The sequence below is a fragment of the Sphingopyxis sp. genome, assembly GCF_036261875.1.
Lineage (GTDB): Bacteria > Pseudomonadota > Alphaproteobacteria > Sphingomonadales > Sphingomonadaceae > Sphingopyxis.
Map to the genome: position 1 here is coordinate 46,332 of NZ_DATAJZ010000032.1, position 19,504 is coordinate 65,835.

Genomic DNA, 19,504 nt, shown 5'->3' on the forward strand with positions numbered 1-19,504 from the left:
CACAGGACAAGAGTGCCCATGCAATCCGCCGATATCGTCGAGGAAGCACCGCGCAGCGAATGGCGCGAGGGTTGGCCTCTCGTACTCACCGCGGCACTCGGCTGCGCCTTCGCGGCGTCGCATGCCGTCACCATGGGGGCGTTCGTCGGACCTTTGACCGGAGAGTTCGGCTGGTCGCGCGGCGAGGTGACCGCGGGCATATCGTTCGGCGCGCTCGGTTCGATCTTTCTCGTACCCGCGCTCGGGCCAATCGTCGACAAGATCGGTGCCCGCAAGATCGGCCTGCTGGGCCCGCCGGCCTATGCCGCGGGCCTGCTCCTGATCAGCCTGTCCGGGCCTTCGATCTATGGCTGGTACGCCGCGTGGATCGCCATGGCAGTTCTCAGCCTGTTCATCAGCCCGCTCGTCTGGACGATGGCGGTCGCAAGCCGCTTCGAAAGGAGCCGTGGCCTCGCGCTTGCCTTCGTGCTGGCGGGCATGAGCGTGGGGGCGGCAATCTTCCCCTTCGCTGCCGCGACCCTCATCGAGAACTTCGGCTGGCGGGTCGCCTATCGGGTGAACGCGCTGGCCGCGCTCGTCGTCGTGCTGCCCCTCGCGCTCGCCTTCCTGCGCGATGCCCGCGACCTCCGCGCCGCTCAGACCGACCAGCCCCTTGAACCCGCAGCCGTCGTGCCGGGCCTCAGCCTAAGGGAAGCATTCCGGACCCGCACCTTTTGGCAGATTCTCGCCATGCTCGCGCTGGTCGCCGGCGTCTACAACGCGATCTACCAGCATTTTCAGCCAATGATGACCGACGCCGGGATGACCGCGATCGAGGCCGCGGCGATCGCCGGTATCATCGGCCCCGTCTCGTTCGCGGCGCGGCTGCTCACGGGCCACCTCCTCGATCGCTTCAGCCCGCCGCTGGTGGCCGCTTCCGCCTTCGCGATCCCGATTCTGAGCTGCCTGCTCCTCATCGGCTTTGATGGTGACCCGGTGATCGCCGGCATCGCCATCGCCTGCTGTGCACTGGCCTCGGGCGCCGAGATCGACATGATCGCCTATCTCGGCGCGCGCTACTTCGGGATGCGCAACTACGGCGCCATCTACGGCTTTATCTTCGCAGGACACACGCTTGGATGGGCGCTCTTCCCCCCTCTCGTTGGCGTGGCGTTTGACCGAAGCGGGAGCTACGATGCCGCTTTGATGATCATGGCCGTCCTGCTGGTAGTAGCGGTGGCTCTTGCCGCTTCGATCCGCAAGCCGCCAATGCGCGATGCAGATCCGTGATTTCTTAAGAATCCGGCAAGACGCCCGAATGATGGCCGCGCCGCAATCGCTCATCTCATCAACCTTTCGGTCAGACACGCTCCGATGGCATTGCTGGGAGCCGTCATCGCGGCGGGACGAGAAGGGCATGGCCTTGCGCGGCGGACCGTCCTAAAGTGCGTCGCGATGCGCTTCCTTCGTTTCGCCGCCGCCTTCCTGCTCGCCGCCGCCGGGGCGCCTGCCCTCGCGGCGTCGCCCGCCGCCGATACGAGCGTCTGCGCCCCCGCGACCTACCGTCTACCCAGTGGCAGGGTAATCGACCTTGCGGCGTCCGACCCCGGCACGCTGCGCTGGCGCGACCTCGACGGCGCATCCGGCAAGCTGGTCGCGGCGGACGGCGACTGGGTCAGCCAGTTCGGCTGGACCGGCCGGCCCGATGGACACCGGGTGAGCCTGGCGGACTGCGCCGCGGGCCGGATTGCGTTCGACGGCACCCCCGCAAAGCGCATCCCCTTCGTCACGCAGGAAACGAGCTTCACCAGCCACGGCACGCGGCTCGTCGGCCGCCTCGTCCTGCCGCCCGGCAAGGGGCCGGTGCCGGTCGTCGTCCTGCTCCACGGCGCCGAGTTCGATTCGGCGCGCGACGGCAACAGCCTGCAGCGCCTGCTTCCTGCCGCCGGGATCGGCGCCTTCGTCTATGACAAGCGCGGCACCGGCGCGTCGGGCGACGCCTATACGCAAGATTATTCGCTGCTCGCCGACGATGCCGCCGCCGCGCTCGCCGAGGCGCGGCGCATCGCGGGGAAGCGCGGCGCGCGCTTCGGCTTTCAGGGGCCGAGCCAGGGCGGCTGGGTCGCGCCGCTCGCCGCGACGCGCACCGATGTCGATTTCGTCATCGTCAGCTTCGGGCTCGCGGTGTCGGTGGTCGACGAGGACCGCGAGGCGATCGCTTTTCAGATGGGGCTCAAGGGCTATGGCCCCGACGTCATCGCCAAGGCGCAGGAGATCGGCGACGCCGCGACCCGCGTGTTCGAGAGCGGCATGACCGAGGGGATCGCGGAACTCGACGCGGTGCGCGCGCGCTATCGCGGCGAGCCGTGGTACAAGGACGTCTACGGCAACTACACGCACATCATCCTCGGCATGAGCGCCGAGGATATCCGCACCAAGGGCGCGCAGTTCCGCTTTCATACGCCCTTCCGCTACGATCCGATGCCGACGCTCCGCGCGGTGAAGGCGCCGCAGCTCTGGGCGCTCGGCGGGATGGACATCGACGCTCCGTCGGCCGAGACCGCGCGGCGCCTGAAGACTCTGATCGCCGCCGGCCAGCCGATCACCCTCGCCCTCTTCCCCAAGGCCGAGCACGGGATGACCGAGTTCGAGACCGCGCCCGACGGCAGCCGCCTATCGACCCGCTACACCCCCGGCTATTTTCGCCTGCTCATCGATTTCGCGAAGGGCGGCAAGCTCGCGGATCAGTATGGCGACGCGGCGATGACGCGCCCGGCCGGAGATTGAGCGCGGTTCCTTGAAGCGGCCTGCCGGTAGATCGGCACCGCTCCAATCCCGTTCGTGTCGAGCGGGACGATGGGGCTCCTCGCAATGACGATTCCAATTCCTGCCATGTCGGCTTAGGGTGGCGCGATGCGCTTCCTTCGCCCCGCCACCGCCATTCTGCTTACCGCGTCCGCGACGCTTGCGCTCGCCGGGTGCGGGCTGTTCGGCAGCGGCGGTCCGGTGAAAATCGCCGCGATCGGGCCGCTGAACACCGCCGCCAACCCGCTGAACGGCGAATTGTCGGCGGCCAATGCGGCGCTGCTCGACGCCTCGGCGCAGGGTCTGGTCAGCTTCGACGGCGAAGGACAGATCGACACCGGCCTCGCCGAACGCTGGACCGTCACCGCCGACGGGCGCAGCTATATCTTCCGTATCCGCGAGGCGAAATGGACCAACGGGCGCAAGGTGACCGCCAACGACGTCACGACGGTGCTGCGCGCCTATCTCGCCCCGACGAGCCGCCACCTGCTCAAGTCCGACTTCCCGGAGATCGACACGATCAAGGCGATGACCGACAGCGTCATCGAGATTCGCCTGTCGGTGCCGCAGCCGAACATGCTCGACCTGCTCGCGCAGCCGTCGATGGCGATCGTTTACAAGGGCATGGGCTGGGGGCCGATGCGGGTGCACAAAGTCGGCCGAGCGGTCCTGCTCTCGCCCGCCCCCGACCCGCTGGCCGAAGATCCGGAGGCGGCCGAAGCCGCCGCCAACGATCCCGCGGCGTCGATCGAGCTGATCGGCACCTCGCCCGAGGGCGCGGTCGCGCGCTTCAAGAACGGCTATGCCGACGGCGTCGTCGGCGGGCGCTTTTCGACCCTGCCCTATTTCGCCGCGACGAATATCGGCCGCTCGCGGCTGATCGTCGATCCCGCGCCCGGCCTCTTCGGCCTTGCCTTCTCTCGCGCCGAGGGCTTCCTCGCGACCGACGTCAATCGCGATGCGCTGTCGCGCGCGATCCGGCGCCAGCGGCTCGTCGATGCCTTCGGGCTCACCGAATGGCAGCCGCAGGAGGCGCTCCGGCCCTCGGTCTATCGCCGCGATGGCGGGCCGGAACCGCTGCTGCCCGCCTGGACCGCCTATGACGAGGCCTCGCGCCAGATCCAGGCGAAACGCGCCGTCGACGCCTGGCGCCACGCCGGCCGCACGATCGACCCGCTGCGCATCGCGGTTCCCGACACGCCGGGCGGGCGCATCCTCTTCGCCTATGTCGCTGCCGATTTCGCGGCGATCGGGCTCGAAAGCAAACGCGTCGGCATGAACGCCGCGTCGGACCTCCGCCTGATCGACGAGGTCGCACCGAACGATGATGCGCTGTGGGCGCTGCGCCGCCTGTCATGCCAGCCCGACACGCTCTGCAATCGCGATGCGCAGCAGCGCATCGACGCGACCATGGCCAATATCGACGCGGGTCAGCGTGCACGCCAGGTCGGCGAGGCCGAAGCGATGCTCGCGCGCTATGTCCCCTTCATTCCGCTCGCGACCCCGCTGCGCTGGTCGATCGCGTCGCAGCGGCTGACCGGGATGCGCGCCAACGCCCGCGCCGCGCACCCATTGAATCACCTGATTGCCTTACCTAAGTAATACAGCGGCGCGCACCCCCGGCGCCCTCTGAAAGGACCCGCATGGCCCCTTCCACCCCCAATCCCGACGCGATTTTCGACGCGCTGGTGTCGAACCGCCGCGACCCCGCCGCGCTCCGCAAGCGGATCGAGACGCTCGAATATCTGCTCGAACGCAGCTTCGTCATCCCCGGCATCAATCGCCCGGTGGGGCTCGACGCCATCGTCGGCCTCGTCCCCGTCGTCGGCGACGTGATCACCGCGACGATGGGTGCCTACATCATCTGGGAAGCGCGCAACCTCGGGATGCCGAAGTGGAAGATCTGGCGGATGATCGGCAACCTCGGCGTCGATACCGCGCTGGGCGCGATCCCGATCGCGGGCGACGCCTTCGACTTTCTGTTTCGGTCGAACAGCCGCAACCTTCGGATTATCCGCAAGCATCTCGACAAGCATCACCCCGGGACGATGATCATCGACCAGTAAGAGGGCATGGGCGGCCGGTACGCCAACTCCAACTGGATTACGAACCTCGAAAATCACGTCTTGATGGGAGCCAAACCGGTAGATCGGGGTTCCGCACCGCGGGGCTTTCCCCTATTCGATGCGGCGGCACGGGCGCAAAGTCGCGACCGGGGGCGATGGTGCGCCCGCACGGGGGAGAGAAGATCATGCCACGTCCCGCATTCGCTCTCTTCAGCGCGCTGCTGGCGGCGGCATCGCTCGCGGCGTTGACCGGGTGCGGCGGCGGAGCGCCGCAGGCGAAGGAGGAAGCGGCCGCGCGCACGCGCACCTGCCCGCGCATCGCTGACACGCCGGTGCGCCTCGCTGGCGGCAGTTTCGCGATGGGCGAAGAGGATGTCTATGACGAGGAGGGGCCGGTGCGGACGACCAGCGTCCACGGCTTCTGGATCGACCCGCACGAAGTGACCAACCGCCAGTTCGCCGCCTTCGTCGCGGCGACGCACTATATCACGGTCGCCGAAAAGCCGGTCGATCCGAAACAATTCAACGTTCCCGCCGACCAGATTCCGCCCGACATGCTGAAACCCGGATCGGCGGTCTTCACCCCGCCCGATTTCCCGTCGAACCGCTACACCGACTGGTGGAAATATGTCCCCGGCGCTTCGTGGAAAAAGCCCTATGGTCCGAACGGCCCCGACGCCGTCGCGGACGAACCCGTCGTTCATCTCGCGTGGGACGACATGGTTGCCTATGCCGAATGGGCGGGCGGCCGCATCCCGACCGAGGCCGAATGGGAATATGCGGCGAGCGCGGGTCAGCGGTCGAAGAATGTCCAGCCCGAAGAGGCGAACAGCTGGCAGGGCGCCTTCCCCAATTACAATGCCGAAACCGACGGCTTTAAAGGCGTGGCGCCGGTCGGCTGCTACAAACCCAACGCCAACGGCCTTTACGACATGGTCGGCAATGTGTGGGAGGTGACGTCGGATTTCTTCCGCCCCGGCCACGATCCGAAGGACAGGGATGATCCCAAAGGCCCCGACGAAGGATCGGCCTATGATCCGTTCAGCCCCGACGTGCCGTCGCGCACGGTGAAGGGCGGCAGCTATCTCTGCGCGCCCAACTATTGCCAGCGCTATCGCCCCGCCTCGCGCCAAGGTCGCGATCCGGGCATGGGGACGAGCAACGTCGGCTTTCGCCTTGTTTACGACAAGCCGCCTGCGGCTGGTGGGAGCCGATAGTTCAGAACACCGTGCGTTTTAATCCGCCCCCTCTCTTCCGTTTGTGCTGAGCTTGTCGAAGCACCGTCCTTCTTCTGGCAGCGCTGGAAGAAAGAACGGCCCTTCGACAAGCTCAGGGCGAACGGCAGAGGTTTAACGCACGTCGCTCTATATCAGGACGGTTCGACCAGCCCCCCGCCCAGCGCGACATAGAGCGTTACCAGATTGTCGACCTGCGCCCGGCGCAGTTCGATCAGCGCCTGCTCGGACGCGAAGAGGTTGCGTTCGGCGTCGAGCACTTCGAGGTAGGTCGACACCCCCTCGCGATAGCGCTTGCGCGCAAGGTCGGCGATGCGGCGCGTCGCCTCGGTCCCGCGCTCCTGCGCCTCGACCTGCTCGGCGAGATGGCGGCGGCCCGCGAGCGCGTCGGCGACCTCGCGGAACGCCGACTGCACGGTCTTCTCATAGGTCGCGACCGCGATATTCTCGCGCGCCTCGGCGACGGTCAGATTGCCCTTGTTGCGCCCGAAATCGAAGATCGGCAGGCTGATCGTCGGGCCGAAGCTCCACGTCAGGCCATTGTTGCCGAACAGGCTGTCGAGCGACGACGACGCAAAACCGACATTGCCGGTGAGCGAGATCGACGGGAAGAAAGCGGCGCGCGCCGCGCCGACATTGGCGCGCGCGGCGCGAAGCTGTTCCTCGGCCTGCAAGATGTCGGGCCGCGCCACCAGCAGCTCGGACGGCAGCCCCGCGGTCAGCGCCGGCGGGCGCGACTGGTCGACGAGCGGCAGCGGCGCGGGCAGGTCGGCCGGAAGCGGTCCGCCGACGAGCACGGCGAGGAAATTATCCGCCTGCGCCTTGGCGAGCTTCAGGCTGGCAAGCTGCGTCTCGGCCTGCGTCAGCAGCGTCTCCGACTGGCGATAGTCGAGCGCCGAAGTCACCCCGGCGTCGAGCCGCAGCTTGGCGATGCGCAGCCCCTCGCGGCGGCTGGTCACCGTCGCTTCGGCCAGGACGATCTGCTCCTCCGCCCCGCGCGCGGCGAAATAGGTCGAGGCGGTGTCGCGGATCAGCGACAGGCGAAAGGCGCGCTCGGCCTGCTGGGTCGCGAAATATTGGCTGCGCGCCGCTTCGGACAGATTCTTCACCCGCCCCCAGAAATCGAGCTCGAAGCCGGTGACCCCGACCCCGACCGAATAGCGGTTCGAGGTGTCGGGGCCCGGCGGCGTCGACAGCGCCGAAAAGGCGCGGCTGCGCGTCGCGTCGGCGCTCGCCCCGACGGTCGGCAGGCGGTCGGCGTCCTGGATGCGATATTGCCCCTTCGCCTCCTCGATCCGTGCCACCGCGATCGCGAGGTCGCGGTTGCGCTCGAGCGCGCGCGACACCAGCGCCGCGAGTTGCGGGTCGGCGAAGAAATCGCGCCACGATATCTCGGTCGCGCGCTGGCCGAGCGTGACGTCGTTCGCAAAGCCTTCGGGATAGTCGGGCGCGGTCGGCAGCGCCGGGCGCTCATGCGGCGGGGCAAGGTTGACGCACCCCGACAGCATCGTCGCCGCGGCGAGAAGCAGGATCGGCTTACGCATGGGTCGGCCCCTCCTCATGATGGCTTTTCTCGGACGGCGCCGGGGGCCGCTTGCGACTGAGCCACTTGCGCACCGACAGATAGAAGAGCGGGATGAAAAAGATGCCCAGCAAGGTCGCGGCGATCATGCCGCCCATCACGCCGGTGCCGACCGCGCGGCGGCTCGCCGCTCCCGCCCCGCTCGCGATCACCAGCGGCACCATGCCGAGGATGAAGGCCATGCTGGTCATGATGATCGGGCGGAGGCGCAGCTTCACCGCCTCCATCACCGCATCGAGCGTCCCCTTGCCTTCGGCCTCCTGCTCGATCGCGAATTCGACGATCAGGATCGCGTTCTTCGCGGCGAGCCCGATGATCGTGATCAGCCCGACGTTGAAATAAATGTCGGCGGACAGCCCGCGCAGCATCGAGAAGAGCACCGCGCCGAGCACGCCGAGCGGCACGACGAGCAGCACCGAAACCGGCACCGACCAGCTTTCGTAGAGCGCCGCGAGCAACAGGAAGACGACGACGAGCGACAGGCCAAGCAACATGCCGATCTGCCCCGCCGACTGCTTTTCCTCATAGGAGATGCCCGTCCATTCATAGGCGAAGCCCGCGGGCAGCGCCTGCGCCAGCCGCTCCATCTCCGCCATCGCCTCGCCGGTCGACTGGCCGGGCGCGGGCTCGCCCGAGATCGTCATCGCGGGATAGCCGTTGTAGCGCTGAAGCTGCGGCGCCTGCGCCGACCATTCGGCGGTGCTGAACGATCCAAAGGGCACCATCTCGCCCGCCGCGCTGCGCACCTTGAGGTCGAGCACGTCCTGCGGCGTCATCCGGCTCGCGGCATCGGCCTGGAGCAGCACGCGCAGCACGCGGCCCTCGCGGGTGAAATCGTTGGCATAAGCGCTGCCGAAGCTGATCGCGAGCGTCGCATTGACGTCGCCGATCGACAGGCCGAGCGCGCGCGCCTTGATGCGGTCGATGTCGACCTTGAGCACCGGCGCGTCCTCCTGCCCTTCGGGCCGGACGTTGGCGAGTTTCTTGCTCTGCATCGCACCGCCGAGCATCTGGTTGCGCGCCGCGAGCAGCGCATCGCGGCCCGCCCCGCCGCGATCCTGCAGCTTGAAGGTGAAGCCGCTCGACGTGCCGAGTTCGGGGATCGACGGCGGGCTCAGCGAAAAGACGAACGCCTCCTTGATGCCCATGAAGGCGCCCATCGCCTTGCCGGCGATCGCGTCGGCGCTGTTCTCCTTGCCGTGGCGTTCCTTCCACGGTTTCAGCGGCGTGAACATGATCGCGTTCGCCTGCCCCTGGCCGAAGAAACTGAACCCGCGCACGAAGACGGTGTCCGCGACCTGCGGCTGCTCCGCGAAGAATTTCTTGACCTGGTTCGCGGCGATGTCGGTGCGCTGCGTCGTCGCGCCCGGCGGCGCCTGAACCACCGTAATCAGAAAGCCCTGATCCTCTTGCGGCAGGAACGAACCCGGCAGGCGGAAGAAAAGCAAAGCGGTGATCGCAACCAGCGCCAGGAAGACGCCGAGCCAGCGCAGCGGCGCCGACAGCACGTGGCCGACCTGTCCCTGATAGCGGTCGGTCGTGCGGCCGAACCAGCGGTTAAACCCATCGAAAAAACGGTCGACGCGCTCGCCGATCGGCCCGCTGCGCTTTGCCGCGTCGTGCGGCTTCAGCAGCGTCGCGCACAGCGCCGGGGTCAGCGTCAGCGCGAGCAGCGCCGAAAAGCCGATCGAGATCGCCAGCGTCAGCGAGAATTGGCGATAGATGCCGCCGGTCGATCCGGGGAAGAAGGCCATCGGGATGAACACCGCGATCAGCACCAAAGTGATGCCGATGATCGCCGAGGTGATCTGGCTCATCGCCTTCACCGTCGCCTCATAGGGCGAGAGATGCTCCTCGCTCATGATGCGCTCGACATTCTCGATCACGACGATCGCATCGTCGACGAGGATGCCGATCGCCAGCACCATGCCGAACAGGGTCAGCACGTTGATCGAGAAGCCTGCCATCCATAGGCCAAGGCACGCACCGGCAAGCGCGATCGGGACGACAACGGTCGGGATCACCGTCGCGCGCCAGTTCTGGAGGAAGAGGAACATGACGAGGAAGACGAGCGCCATCGCCTCGGCAAGCGTCTTGACCACCTCCTCGATCGACAGGCTGATGAAGGGGGTCGTGTCGTAGGGGATCGACCAGGTGACGTCGGGCGGGAAGCCCTTGGCCAGCTCGTCCATCCGTTCGCGGATGCCCGCCGCGGTCGAGAGCGCGTTGGCGCCGGGGGTGAGCTGGACCGCGAGGCCCGCCATCGGCTTGCCGTTGAGTTCGGACGAGAAGAGATAGCTCGCGGCGCCGAGTTCGACGCGGCCGACATCGCCCAATGTCACCGCCGACCCGTCGGGGTTCGCGCGCAGGATGATGCTTGCGAACTGTTCGGGCTTGGTGAAGCGGCCCTGCGTCGTGATGACGGCGTTGAGCTGCGCGCCCTTGGCGAGCGGCTGATCGCCGAGCTGGCCGCCGGGCGTCTGGCTGTTCTGTTCCTGCACCGCGCCGAGCGCTTCGGCGGGCGACAGATGATAGGAGGCGAGCTTTTGCGGGTCGAGCCAGATGCGCATCGCATATTCGGGCGCGAAGGCCTGGACATTGCCGACGCCGTTGACGCGGCGCAGCTCGTCTAGCACGCGCGTGTTGGCGAAATTGTTGATCTCCATCGGGTCGGTCTTGCCGCTCTTCGACGTGATCGCGACGATCAGCAGGAAGCCCGAATTGGCCTCGGTCACCGAAATGCCCTGCCGCCGCACATCCTCGGGCAGGCGCTGCTCGACGCGGCGCAGGCGGTTCTGGACCTCCATCTGCGCATTGTCGATGTCGGTCCCCGCCTCGAAGGTCAGGGTGATCGACGCGGTGCCGTTCGATTCGCTGGTCGAGGCCATGTAGAGGAAACCCTCGACCCCGTTCAGTTCCTGCTCGATCACCTGCGTGACATTCTGCTCGAGCGTCCCGGCGTCGGCGCCGGGATAGGTGACGCTGATCGTCAGCGACGGCGGCGCGACCGACGGATATTGCTCGACCGGCAACCCGCGCAGCGCGATGATCCCGGCGAGCAGGATGCCGATGGCGATGACCCAGGAAAAGATGGGCCGGTCGATGAAGAAACGGGGAGTCATGCGGTCGGCCTCAGCGCTTAGTCGTCGCGGTCTTGGGCGGTGCGGTCCGGGCGGGCTGGGGCCGGGTCGCGGCGGTACCCGCAACCTTCACCGCCTGCCCCGGCTGCACCTTTTGCAGGCCATCGACGATCACCTTGTCGCCGGCGCGCAGGCCATCGACGATCGCCCACTGCCCCTGCTCCATCGTGCCGAGCTTGACGGGGCGGATCGCCGCCTTGTTCTGGGCATCGACGATCATCACCGTAGCCGCGTCGGCGGACAGCTTCACCGCGCGCTGCGGGATCAGGATGCCGTTGGGGCGGATGCCGGCCTTGATCCGCGCCCGCACGAACTGACCGGGCAGCAGGGCATTGTCCGCATTCGGGAATTCGGCGCGCAGCGCCGCGGTGCCGGTCGCCTCGTCGATCGACAGATCGAAGAAATCGAGATGCCCGACGACCGGATAGGGTGTGCCGTCCTCGAGGATCAATTGCACTTCGGTCCGCGCTGTGGGCGGCAATTGCAACCGCCCCGATTCCATGTCGCGGCGGATCGCCATCAGGTCGGAGCTCGACTGGCCGAAATTGACGTAGACGCGGTCGATCTGTTCGATCGTCGTCAGCAGCGTGCCCTGCGCGGCGCTGACCAGCGCGCCCTCGGTCACCTCGGCGCGCCGCGCGCGGCCGCCGATCGGCGCCGTGACGGTCGCATAGCCGAGGCTGAGCCGCGCCGAATCGAGATTGGCCTGCGCCGACTGGACGTCGGCCTCGGCCGTGCGCTGCGCCGCGACCGCGGCGTCATATTCCTGCTTGCCGATTGCCTGTTCCGACAAGAGCGGTTGATAGCGGTTCACGACCTGCCGCGCGTTCGCCGCGGTCGCCTGCGCCCGGGCGAGCTGCGCGCGCGCGGCATTGACGTTGGCGGTGAGCTGCCGCGGATCGATACGGAACAGCGCCTTGCCCGCGGCGACATAGCTGCCCTCCTCGAACAGGCGGCGTTCGACGATGCCGTCGACACGCGCACGCACCTCGGCGGTGCGATAGGCCTGGACGCGGCCGGGCAGTTCGATGACGTTCGGCACCGCCTGGGTGCCGACGGTCACGATATTGACCTCGGGCGGCGGCGGCGCGGGCGGCGCTTTGGACGAGCAGGAAGCCAGCACGAGGGCCAGCGCAGCGCAGGCGGCGCTTGCCACGGGACGAAGGCGAATCATAAGGACCCCTGGAAAATCGATGTTTGCTGAACGTAAAACGGGCCGGAACCGTTGCGTTGAATCGCCATGTAATCTAAATTACAGAGAAGAGCAAGGGAGAGAAGAAGCGTTGGACAAGTGCGAATCGACGATATGTCAGGCGGATAGGCCGACCCCGCGCGAACGGCGGCACGAGGCGATTCTCGACGCAGCCGAAGCTTTGTTCATCGAACAAGGTTATGACAGGACGAGTCTCGCCGAAATCGTCCGGCGGTCGGGCGGGTCGCTCGCGACGCTCTACGAGCTTTTCGGCAACAAGCAGGGCCTGCTTCACGCGATCGCGACGCGCTGGCGCGACCAGACGGTGCTGACCCGCATGGAACGCGGCGACATTGCGGCGCAATCGAACGTCGAAACGCTGATGAATTATGTCGAAAGCGAGCGCGAATTCCGCCGCTCGCCGCGCGCGATCGCGCTGATGAAGATGCTGGTTTCCGAATGCCTTCGCGACCGGGATTTCGCGCTGCAAATCTATCGCGACCTGCATATGCCCGCGATCCGCGAGCTTTCGGACCTGTTCGCCGACTGGGCCGCGGCCGGCGAAGCCGAGATCGACGATCCGGAAGCCGCCGCGCAACTGTTCGTCTCAATCGTTTCGGGCGATTCGATGCTCAGCACCTTGGCGGGGGTCGAGGACGGGATGCTCGACGAGGATCAGGTCCGCTGGCGGCTTCGGCCCTTCTTCGCGCATTTCAGGATCGGGTAGAGCGCCGAGCCTCATATCCGACCACCGTCCCGTTCGTGTCGAGCGAAGTCGAGACACCCATCGGCCTTGCGCTGTTCCGATGGGTGTCTCGACTTCGCTCGACACGAACGGATTGGGATGATGCAGATTATGGCTCGGCGCCCTCGCCCGCCCCGCCCCCCAGCGCCTGATACAGCGCGACATAAGCGCTGAGCCGGTCGGCACGAAGCTGGATCAGCGCCTGGTCGACCGCGAGCAGCGCGCGCTGCGCGTCGATCTGTTCGAGATAGGGCGAATAGCCCGCGCGATAGCGGTTGGTCGCGTGGCGCAGCACTTCGGCGACGGCGGTGTGCTGCGCTATCAGCGCCTGTTCCTGCGCGCCGAGCCGGTCGATCAGCGCAAGCTGATCCTCGACCTCGCGAAATGCGGTGAGCACCGACTTGCGATAGGCGAAGGCCGCCTGGTCGCGCTGCGCGGTCGCGGCGTCATATTGCCCCTGCAGCCGCCCGCCCTGGAAGATCGGCGCCAATATGCTGCCGCCGATCGACCAGATGCTGATCGGATCGCCGAGCAGGTTCGACACCGCCGCCCCCGCCGAGGCCGAAAGCCGGATCTGCGGCAGGAACTGCGCGCGCGCGGCGCGCAGATTGGCGTCGGTCGCAGCGAGCGCATATTCGGCCTGCGCGATGTCGGGCCGGCGGCGGACGAGTTCGGAGGGCAGAACGGCGGGCACTGCCGGGGTCGCCAGTGCATCGAAATTCGCTCGCGCGATCGCGTGCGGCGTGTCGCCGACGAGCAGCGACAATCCATTCTCTTGCCGCGCGATCGCCGCCTCGATCGCCGGAATCTGCTGTTCGGCGGCGCGATATTCGGCCTCCGACTGCCGCAATTCGAGCTGGGACGTGTAGCCCGCCTCGGCGCGGTCGCGCGCGATGCGCAGCGCTTCGCCGCGCGAAACCAGCGTCTGCTTCAGAAGATCGCGCCGCGCGTCGAGCGCAAGCAGCGTGATGTAGGCGCTCGCCGCCGCCGCGCTGACCGACAGCGTCGCCGCCTCGCGCGCCGCCGCGACCGCCGCGGCATTGGCGCGCGCGGCATCGCGCCGCGCCGCATTGCCGCCGAACAGATCGACCTCATAAGCCGCCTGGAAGGTCGGCTGCGCCGAAACGCTCTCGCTCGGCTGGCCGAAGGCGTTGACCGTCCGCGCTTCCGATCCCGGCAGGCTGGCCGACAGCGTGGGCAGCAGCAGCGACCGCGCCACGCGCTCCTGCGCACGCGCCTCGGCGACGCGCGCCGCGGCGATGGCGAGATCGCTATTGTTCGCGCGCGCCTGCTCGACGAGCGCGGTAAGCTCAGGATCGCCGAAGCGCCCCCACCAGGCGGCGTCGATCGCGCCGTCTGCGGGCAATGTCGTGCGCCAATCGGCGGGCGGCGCGACGGTGCTGCCCTCGGGGCGCGGCGTCAGCGCCGGCACGCAGGCGCCGAGCAGCAGCGGCAAAAACAGCGCGGCGCGTCTCACCGCCCGCCATCCGTATCGGCGCTGCCCGTATAGACGGTGGCGACGACCGACATGCCCGGGCCGAGCCGCGCCGCGAGCTTCTGCCCCGGATCGATGCGGATGCGCACCGCGATGCGCTGCGGCACCTTCACGAAATTGCCCGATCCGGTGTCGGGCTTGATGACGCTGAACTCGCTCCCCGCCGCAGGCGCGACGCTTTCGACCGTGCCCTTGAGCGCTTCCCCGCCGAGCGCGTCGACGCGCATCCGCGCCTTTTGCCCGACACGGATGTTCGCGGTCTGCGATTCCTTGAAATTGGCGACCACCCAATGCGTCTGCGGCACCAGATACATGAGCTGGGTGCCCGGATTGACGAGCTGGCCGACGCGCACCGACACCTCGCTGAGGCTGCCCGAGCGCGGCGCGCGGATCACCGTGCGGCCGAGGTCGATGGCGGCGAGCCCGCTCGCCGCCTTGGCATTCTCCACCCCGGCTTCGAGCCCGCTGCGCCCGACCGTGACCGATCGCACCTGCTCGACCGCGATCTGGTGCTGCGCCTGCGCCTGGCGCACCGCCGCCTCGGCCTGGCGGAGCGCCGCGAGCGTCTGATCGCGCTCGCGCAGCGACACCGATCCGGCATCGACGAGCTCACCCACGCGCCGCATGTCGGCCTGCGCGCGCTGAAGCTGCGCCTGCGCGTTGGCGACGGCGGCGTCCTGCAACCGCACCTGCGCCTCCGCTGAGCGCTGGCTCTGCTCGCTGTTGCTGAGGCTGGCGCTCTGCGCCGCGATATTCGCCGCTCCTTGCGCCGCGCGCTGGCGATAGATGCTGTCGTCGATCCGCACGAGCACTTGCCCCGCCGCGACGCGCTCGAAATCCTGCACCAGCACTTCGGTCACATAGCCGCCGACCTGCGGCGCGATGATCGTCGTCTGGCCGCGGATATAGGCGTTGTCGGTGGTCTGGCTGTCGGGCCGGAAGGGCGGCAGGCCCCAGGCATAAAGGATGGCGAGCGCGCCGGCGAGGATGATCGCGCCGAACAACATGATCCGACCGCGCGACTGCGGCGGCCGCCAGCCCGCGGGCGGCGGGCCGATCTGGTCGTCGGGCGATCCCTTATGCGCTTCGAGCGCGGGCTCCGCTGCCGGGGTCGGCGCGGGAGCCTTCGATGCGGGCGCCTTCGGCGCAGGCTCGGGCGTTTCCGGCTGCGGCGTGTCGGACCTGTCGTCGCTCATTGGTTCTGCGCCCTCATTTTTTGCAATGCTTCCAGTTCCTTCGCCAGCGGATTGTGCCCGCGCCGCCGGTCATAGGCCCAACGCACGAATAGCGGAACGAACGCCAACGCGGAAAAGGCGCCGATGACGAAGAATACGTCGTTGAACGCCAGGATCGTCGCCTCGCGCGCCGCCTCGCGCACCACCTGCGACCCGGCAACCGCGCTGCGCAGCACCGGGTCGGTCATGTCGCCGGTGAGCGCACCCGCCAGGCTGTTGATCCCCTGCGCGACCGCGGGATCGTTGGTCGAGATGCTTTGTCCCAGCGTCATCAGATGCGCCTTGGTGCGCAGCGTGTGAAAGGCCGACAGCGCCGCAACGCCCGCAAGGCCGCCGAGCGTCTGCGACAGGCTGAACACCCCGACGAAGCTGACGAGATAGGACGGCCCCTTGGTCAGCGCGCGGAGCAGCCCCTCCATCATCATCGGCCCCATGAAATAGACCGCGGCGAAGGCGATCGCCGCTTGGGAGAAATAGAGGTTCACCGGCCCGGTGCGCAGCCCCGAATGGGTGTCGAGAAAGGCGCCGATCGTGATCACCGCGAGCGATACCAGCACCGGACGGCGAAGGTCGGTGGGATCGAGCCGCAGGATCGCGAGGATCGCTCCCGCGAGCGTCGCGCCGGTGAGCACCCAATAATAGGAGACGAGCTGTTCGTTGATGAGTCCCGTCGCCGCCAGCAGCCCCGAGGCGCCGAAATTCTGCTCCGACGTCAGGACGCGCACCAGCGCCCCGATCAGCGCGAACTGGACGAGCTCGGCGCTGCCCAGCCAGCGCGTCCGGAGCATCGGGTTCTGGCGGTTGTGCTCGATGAGGAAGGCCGCGCCGATCAGCACCACCGAGGCCGCGAGCGCGCCGCCGAGCCAGGGGGTCGACCACCATATGATGCGCCCCTGGACCAGAAAGGCGCAGAGCAGTCCGACCCCGGCCGCCAGCATCGGAAAGGTGAGCAGGTCGAGCTTCTCGAAGGATTTGATCGTCTCGCCCGGCGGCACCTGCAACAGGAAAACCAGCCCGACCGCGACGAGCGACAGCGCGAACTGGAAATCGAACAGATGCGACACGTCGCCGTCGAAAAGCAGCAGCGGCGAGATGGCGCGGGCAAAGGGCACCGCGACCTGCGTCAGGCCGATCGCGAGCAGAAAGCCCGCGATGCGCTTTTCCGCCGGGAGCCCCTGCATCAGGTAAAAGGCCGCGAGCGTCGTGAGGCCGCTCGCCGCGATCCCCGACACCCCGCGCGCGATCAGCTCCATCCGGTATCCGGCATCGAAAAGCTGAAGGAAATTGGCGACGAGCAGCGCGATCATGATCACGCGCACGAAGCGCTGGATGCCGAACTGCTGGCGCGATTTATAGAGCAGGATGCTCATGCACGCGTTCGTCATGTTGTAGGCTACGGTCACCCAGCCGCCTTCGGCCGGGGTCAGGTCCATATGCCCCTGGATGCTCGTCAGGTTCGCGATCAGCAGGCCGTTGGTGAAACCCCCGACGATCGCGAGATAGAGGCCGATGAAGAAATAGCCGATCTTGCGCAGCCCCGGATGATCGGGCGACGCGGGCGAGCCCGGCATGAAGGGCCGCTCGTGCGGTTTGAAGACATATTCCTCAGCCGGCGCGGCGGTGGGGCGCGCCTCAGCCATGCGACTCGCTTCGCGCTTCGGCGGCGTTTTTCCGCGCGCTTTGCAGGATCGGGTCCATCGGCATCGTCACCGCACAATATGCGCGGGCGCAGCGCGCGAAAACCTTTTTCGCTATCGGTTCTTCACGCGGCCTCGCCCGCCGCCGCGCCCGCCAGATCGCTGCGTGCATGGCGGAACACGTCGATGCTGCCCCAGATGGCAAGCCCCGCCATGATGGCCGCGACCAGAAGGTCGGGCCAGCCCTGCCCGGTGCCGAACACGCCGAGCGCCGCCGCCATCACCGCGAGATTGCCGATTGCGTCGTTGCGCGAGCAGACCCAGACCGATCGCATGTTCGCGTCGCCGGTGCGCCAGCGATAGAGCATTAGCGCGACGACGACATTCGCGACCAGCGCCAGCGCGCCGATGAGTCCCATCGTCTCCGCCTCGGGCGCGGTGCCCGCGACGAAGCCCCACACGGCGGAAGCGAAGACCCAGAGGCCGAAGGCGAGCATCGTCGCCGCCTTGAGCAGCGCCGCCCGCGCCCGCCAGCCGATCGCCATGCCCGCAACGCCCAGGCTGATCGCATAATTGGCGCTGTCGCCCAGAAAATCGAGCGCGTCGGCCTGCAACGCGCGCGAATCCGCCGCGACGCCCGCGACGATCTCGACCCCGAACATCGCGGCGTTGACGATCAGCGCAATCCACAGCACGCGCCGCCAGCGCGGATCGTTGAGCGCGGTCTTGCCGCTTTTCCCGGCACAGCATTGATCGGCCATCGCCGAAGCCTCCTTACATCGTCGAGTCGGCCTCCTATATGCAGCCTGTAGCCACTACAGGGTCAAGCGATGAAAATCGGCGAACTGTCGCGTGCCACCGGCACCAACATCGAAACCATCCGCTATTACGAGCGGATCGGCCTGCTCCCGCCGCCCGCGCGCACCGACGCCAATTATCGCAGCTATGACGGCGGGCATCGCGCGCGGCTCAGCTTCGTGCGCCATTCGCGCGACCTCGGCTTCACGATCGAGGAAATTCGCTCGCTGCTCGACCTGTCGGACCACCCCGACCGGGATTGCGGCGAAGCCGACCGGATCGCGACCAGACATCTGCAACAGGTCGAGGAAAAAATCGCGCAACTATCGGCGCTCCGCGACGAGCTCCAGCGCATCGTCGGCCGCTGCCGCGGCGGCCTCGCGGGCGACTGCCGCGTGATCGAGGCGCTGGGCGATCATGGGCAATGCGAGCGCGCACACTAGCGCTCCTCCCCTTTCGTCATTCCCGCGAAGGCGGGAATCCAGCTTGCGACATTCGACGGGTTGACCCGGTGTGGCCAGCTAAGAAGCTGGATTCCCGCCTTCGCGGGAATGACGGGCAAGGAATTTGAGGAAAGGTGGGACGATTCTGTTGCCCGGCTCGTCCCCAGCCGCTGGTATCCGATTCTGTTGCCCGGTTCGGTCCGAACCGCGTTCTATTTGAATAACCTTAGGCCGTGAGGCTTATCGGTTACGCAGCCAGAGCGAGTGCTTCGTTATCGTTAGCACTTATAGGTTTGAGCCTTGAACGGGTTACTCAGCCCGGAAGAAAACATCGTCTTTGAACACACGTCGATCCTGGTTCGGCCCCGTCAGAAGCCCGCAAAACCGCGGGTTTGTGGTGGAGCCGCCGGGTACTGCCCCCGGGTCCGCTGTGTCTATTCCACGACACCATTTATCCTCATAGCCGGCCGAAACCGGCAGAATTGATATAGGGTGTGGTCAGACGGTTGGAAAGGGCGCTTACCGCAATTTCCACCTTGTTCGTCATCCCGGCGAAGGCCGGGATCTCGCCGCCAAGGTTATGCGCACCGGCGAGACCCCGGCCTTCGCCGGGGTGACGGCTCAGATTATTTCTTCCGCAATTCGTCGCGGATTTCGGTGAGGATATCGACCTCGGTCGGTCCCGCGGGCGCATCGGGGCCGCGGCGCGTCATGCGGTTCACCATCTTCACCAACAGGAAGATGATCCACGCCAGGATCAGGAAATTGATCACCGCGGTGATGAAGGCGCCATAGCCGACCATCGCGACGCCGGCCTTCTTGAGCGCGGCATAGTCGGTCGCGGCGATCCCGTCGGGAACGCTGCCGAGCAGGATGAACTTGCTCGAAAAATCGACCCCGCCAAAGATCCAGCCGACCAGCGGCATGATCAGATCCTCGGTCAGCGAGCCGGTGATCGTTGCGAACGCGCCGCCGATGATCACACCGACCGCCAGGTCCATGACATTGCCCTTGGCAATAAATTCCTTGAATTCCGACAACATGTTGCTGCTCCCCGGATGATATATTCCGTAGCGCGAAATTGCCGCGACGATTGCGCAAAGGCAAGCACGATCCTATTATGTGTATTGTTGCGGCAAAACGCCGCGCGAG

At 67.1% G+C, this 19,504-nt stretch carries 15 protein-coding genes and 1 other RNA gene; 7 read left to right on the forward strand and 9 right to left on the reverse strand.

The annotated features are described in order from the left end of the window. Positions 1-18: 18 nt before the first annotated feature. From VHO04_RS14355 to VHO04_RS14375, 5 genes are all read left to right on the forward strand, one after another. Positions 19-1,269 (forward strand): MFS transporter, encoded by a 1,251-nt coding sequence (locus VHO04_RS14355; RefSeq protein WP_329628920.1) that lies wholly within the window; start codon positions 19-21, stop codon positions 1,267-1,269. Positions 1,270-1,434: 165 nt separating this feature from the next. Further along, positions 1,435-2,766 carry an alpha/beta hydrolase family protein gene (locus VHO04_RS14360; protein ID WP_329628921.1) on the forward strand — a complete coding sequence of 444 codons (1,332 nt, stop codon included), beginning with the start codon at positions 1,435-1,437 and terminating at the stop codon, positions 2,764-2,766. 126 nt (positions 2,767-2,892) lie between these two features. Further along, positions 2,893-4,386, forward strand: coding sequence for an ABC transporter substrate-binding protein (locus VHO04_RS14365; RefSeq protein WP_329628922.1), 1,494 nt, complete (start codon positions 2,893-2,895; stop codon positions 4,384-4,386). Between the two features lie 41 nt (positions 4,387-4,427). Continuing rightward, positions 4,428-4,850, forward strand: coding sequence for a DUF4112 domain-containing protein (locus tag VHO04_RS14370; RefSeq protein WP_297664379.1), 423 nt, complete (start codon positions 4,428-4,430; stop codon positions 4,848-4,850). A gap of 185 nt (positions 4,851-5,035) precedes the next feature. Further along, complete coding sequence (locus VHO04_RS14375) at positions 5,036-6,067, forward strand: formylglycine-generating enzyme family protein (RefSeq protein WP_329628923.1); 1,032 nt, start codon at positions 5,036-5,038, stop codon at positions 6,065-6,067. Between the two features lie 152 nt (positions 6,068-6,219). Here VHO04_RS14375 and VHO04_RS14380 read toward each other — a convergent pair whose 3' ends face one another. The 3 genes from VHO04_RS14380 to VHO04_RS14390 are packed head-to-tail and all read right to left on the reverse strand — an operon-like array spanning position 6,220 to position 11,981. Further along, the gene (locus VHO04_RS14380) at positions 6,220-7,629 is read right to left on the reverse strand and encodes an efflux transporter outer membrane subunit (protein WP_329628924.1); all 1,410 of its coding nucleotides are present in this window, start codon (positions 7,627-7,629) and stop codon (positions 6,220-6,222) included. Beyond that, entirely contained in the window at positions 7,622-10,789 is a 3,168-nt protein-coding gene (locus tag VHO04_RS14385) for an efflux RND transporter permease subunit (protein ID WP_329628925.1), read from the reverse strand. Before VHO04_RS14385 ends, VHO04_RS14380 begins: the two co-directional genes overlap by 8 nt. A 10-nt stretch (positions 10,790-10,799) precedes the next feature. Next, a complete protein-coding gene (locus VHO04_RS14390) occupies positions 10,800-11,981 on the reverse strand; it encodes an efflux RND transporter periplasmic adaptor subunit (RefSeq protein ID WP_329628926.1) in 1,182 nt (393 codons plus the stop codon). 19 nt (positions 11,982-12,000) lie between these two features. Between VHO04_RS14390 and VHO04_RS14395 the strand changes: the two genes are divergently transcribed. Continuing rightward, positions 12,001-12,726, forward strand: coding sequence for a TetR/AcrR family transcriptional regulator (locus VHO04_RS14395; protein ID WP_329628927.1), 726 nt, complete (start codon positions 12,001-12,003; stop codon positions 12,724-12,726). Between the two features lie 127 nt (positions 12,727-12,853). On the opposite strand, the gene VHO04_RS14400 is transcribed toward VHO04_RS14395, so the two are convergent. From VHO04_RS14400 to VHO04_RS14415, 4 genes are all read right to left on the reverse strand, one after another. Further along, complete coding sequence (locus VHO04_RS14400; RefSeq protein ID WP_329628928.1) at positions 12,854-14,221, reverse strand: efflux transporter outer membrane subunit; 1,368 nt, start codon at positions 14,219-14,221, stop codon at positions 12,854-12,856. After that, positions 14,218-15,435 (reverse strand): HlyD family secretion protein, encoded by a 1,218-nt coding sequence (locus tag VHO04_RS14405; protein ID WP_329628929.1) that lies wholly within the window; start codon positions 15,433-15,435, stop codon positions 14,218-14,220. The genes VHO04_RS14400 and VHO04_RS14405 overlap by 4 nt, the downstream gene beginning before the upstream one ends. After that, positions 15,432-17,114, reverse strand: coding sequence for an MFS transporter (locus tag VHO04_RS14410; RefSeq protein ID WP_329628930.1), 1,683 nt, complete (start codon positions 17,112-17,114; stop codon positions 15,432-15,434). The genes VHO04_RS14405 and VHO04_RS14410 overlap by 4 nt, the downstream gene beginning before the upstream one ends. A gap of 122 nt (positions 17,115-17,236) precedes the next feature. Continuing rightward, positions 17,237-17,872 (reverse strand): cation transporter, encoded by a 636-nt coding sequence (locus VHO04_RS14415; RefSeq protein WP_329628931.1) that lies wholly within the window; start codon positions 17,870-17,872, stop codon positions 17,237-17,239. Between the two features lie 69 nt (positions 17,873-17,941). Here VHO04_RS14415 and VHO04_RS14420 point away from each other — a divergent pair, with 69 nt between their 5' ends. Then, complete coding sequence (locus VHO04_RS14420; protein WP_329628932.1) at positions 17,942-18,352, forward strand: helix-turn-helix domain-containing protein; 411 nt, start codon at positions 17,942-17,944, stop codon at positions 18,350-18,352. A gap of 172 nt (positions 18,353-18,524) precedes the next feature. Here VHO04_RS14420 and ssrA read toward each other — a convergent pair. Then, positions 18,525-18,869, reverse strand: a transfer-messenger RNA (tmRNA) gene (gene ssrA, locus VHO04_RS14425). Positions 18,870-18,978: 109 nt separating this feature from the next. Then, a complete protein-coding gene (mscL, locus tag VHO04_RS14430; protein WP_329628933.1) occupies positions 18,979-19,395 on the reverse strand; it encodes a large conductance mechanosensitive channel protein MscL in 417 nt (138 codons plus the stop codon). Between the last annotated feature and the right edge of the window lie 109 nt (positions 19,396-19,504).

What these genes read in the sequence shown, in the direction of transcription:
- VHO04_RS14355 (WP_329628920.1), top strand. Translation starts at nt 19, where the DNA reads ATGCAATCCGCCGATATCGTCGAGGAAGCACCGCGCAGCGAATGGCGC.
- VHO04_RS14360 (WP_329628921.1), top strand. Translation starts at nt 1,435, where the DNA reads ATGCGCTTCCTTCGTTTCGCCGCCGCCTTCCTGCTCGCCGCCGCCGGG.
- VHO04_RS14365 (WP_329628922.1), top strand. Translation starts at nt 2,893, where the DNA reads ATGCGCTTCCTTCGCCCCGCCACCGCCATTCTGCTTACCGCGTCCGCG.
- VHO04_RS14370 (WP_297664379.1), top strand. Translation starts at nt 4,428, where the DNA reads ATGGCCCCTTCCACCCCCAATCCCGACGCGATTTTCGACGCGCTGGTG.
- VHO04_RS14375 (WP_329628923.1), top strand. Translation starts at nt 5,036, where the DNA reads ATGCCACGTCCCGCATTCGCTCTCTTCAGCGCGCTGCTGGCGGCGGCA.
- VHO04_RS14380 (WP_329628924.1), bottom strand. Translation starts at nt 7,629, where the DNA reads ATGCGTAAGCCGATCCTGCTTCTCGCCGCGGCGACGATGCTGTCGGGG.
- VHO04_RS14385 (WP_329628925.1), bottom strand. Translation starts at nt 10,789, where the DNA reads ATGACTCCCCGTTTCTTCATCGACCGGCCCATCTTTTCCTGGGTCATC.
- VHO04_RS14390 (WP_329628926.1), bottom strand. Translation starts at nt 11,981, where the DNA reads ATGATTCGCCTTCGTCCCGTGGCAAGCGCCGCCTGCGCTGCGCTGGCC.
- VHO04_RS14395 (WP_329628927.1), top strand. Translation starts at nt 12,001, where the DNA reads ATGTTTGCTGAACGTAAAACGGGCCGGAACCGTTGCGTTGAATCGCCA.
- VHO04_RS14405 (WP_329628929.1), bottom strand. Translation starts at nt 15,435, where the DNA reads ATGAGCGACGACAGGTCCGACACGCCGCAGCCGGAAACGCCCGAGCCT.
- VHO04_RS14410 (WP_329628930.1), bottom strand. Translation starts at nt 17,114, where the DNA reads ATGGCTGAGGCGCGCCCCACCGCCGCGCCGGCTGAGGAATATGTCTTC.
- VHO04_RS14415 (WP_329628931.1), bottom strand. Translation starts at nt 17,872, where the DNA reads ATGGCCGATCAATGCTGTGCCGGGAAAAGCGGCAAGACCGCGCTCAAC.
- VHO04_RS14420 (WP_329628932.1), top strand. Translation starts at nt 17,942, where the DNA reads ATGAAAATCGGCGAACTGTCGCGTGCCACCGGCACCAACATCGAAACC.
- mscL (WP_329628933.1), bottom strand. Translation starts at nt 19,395, where the DNA reads ATGTTGTCGGAATTCAAGGAATTTATTGCCAAGGGCAATGTCATGGAC.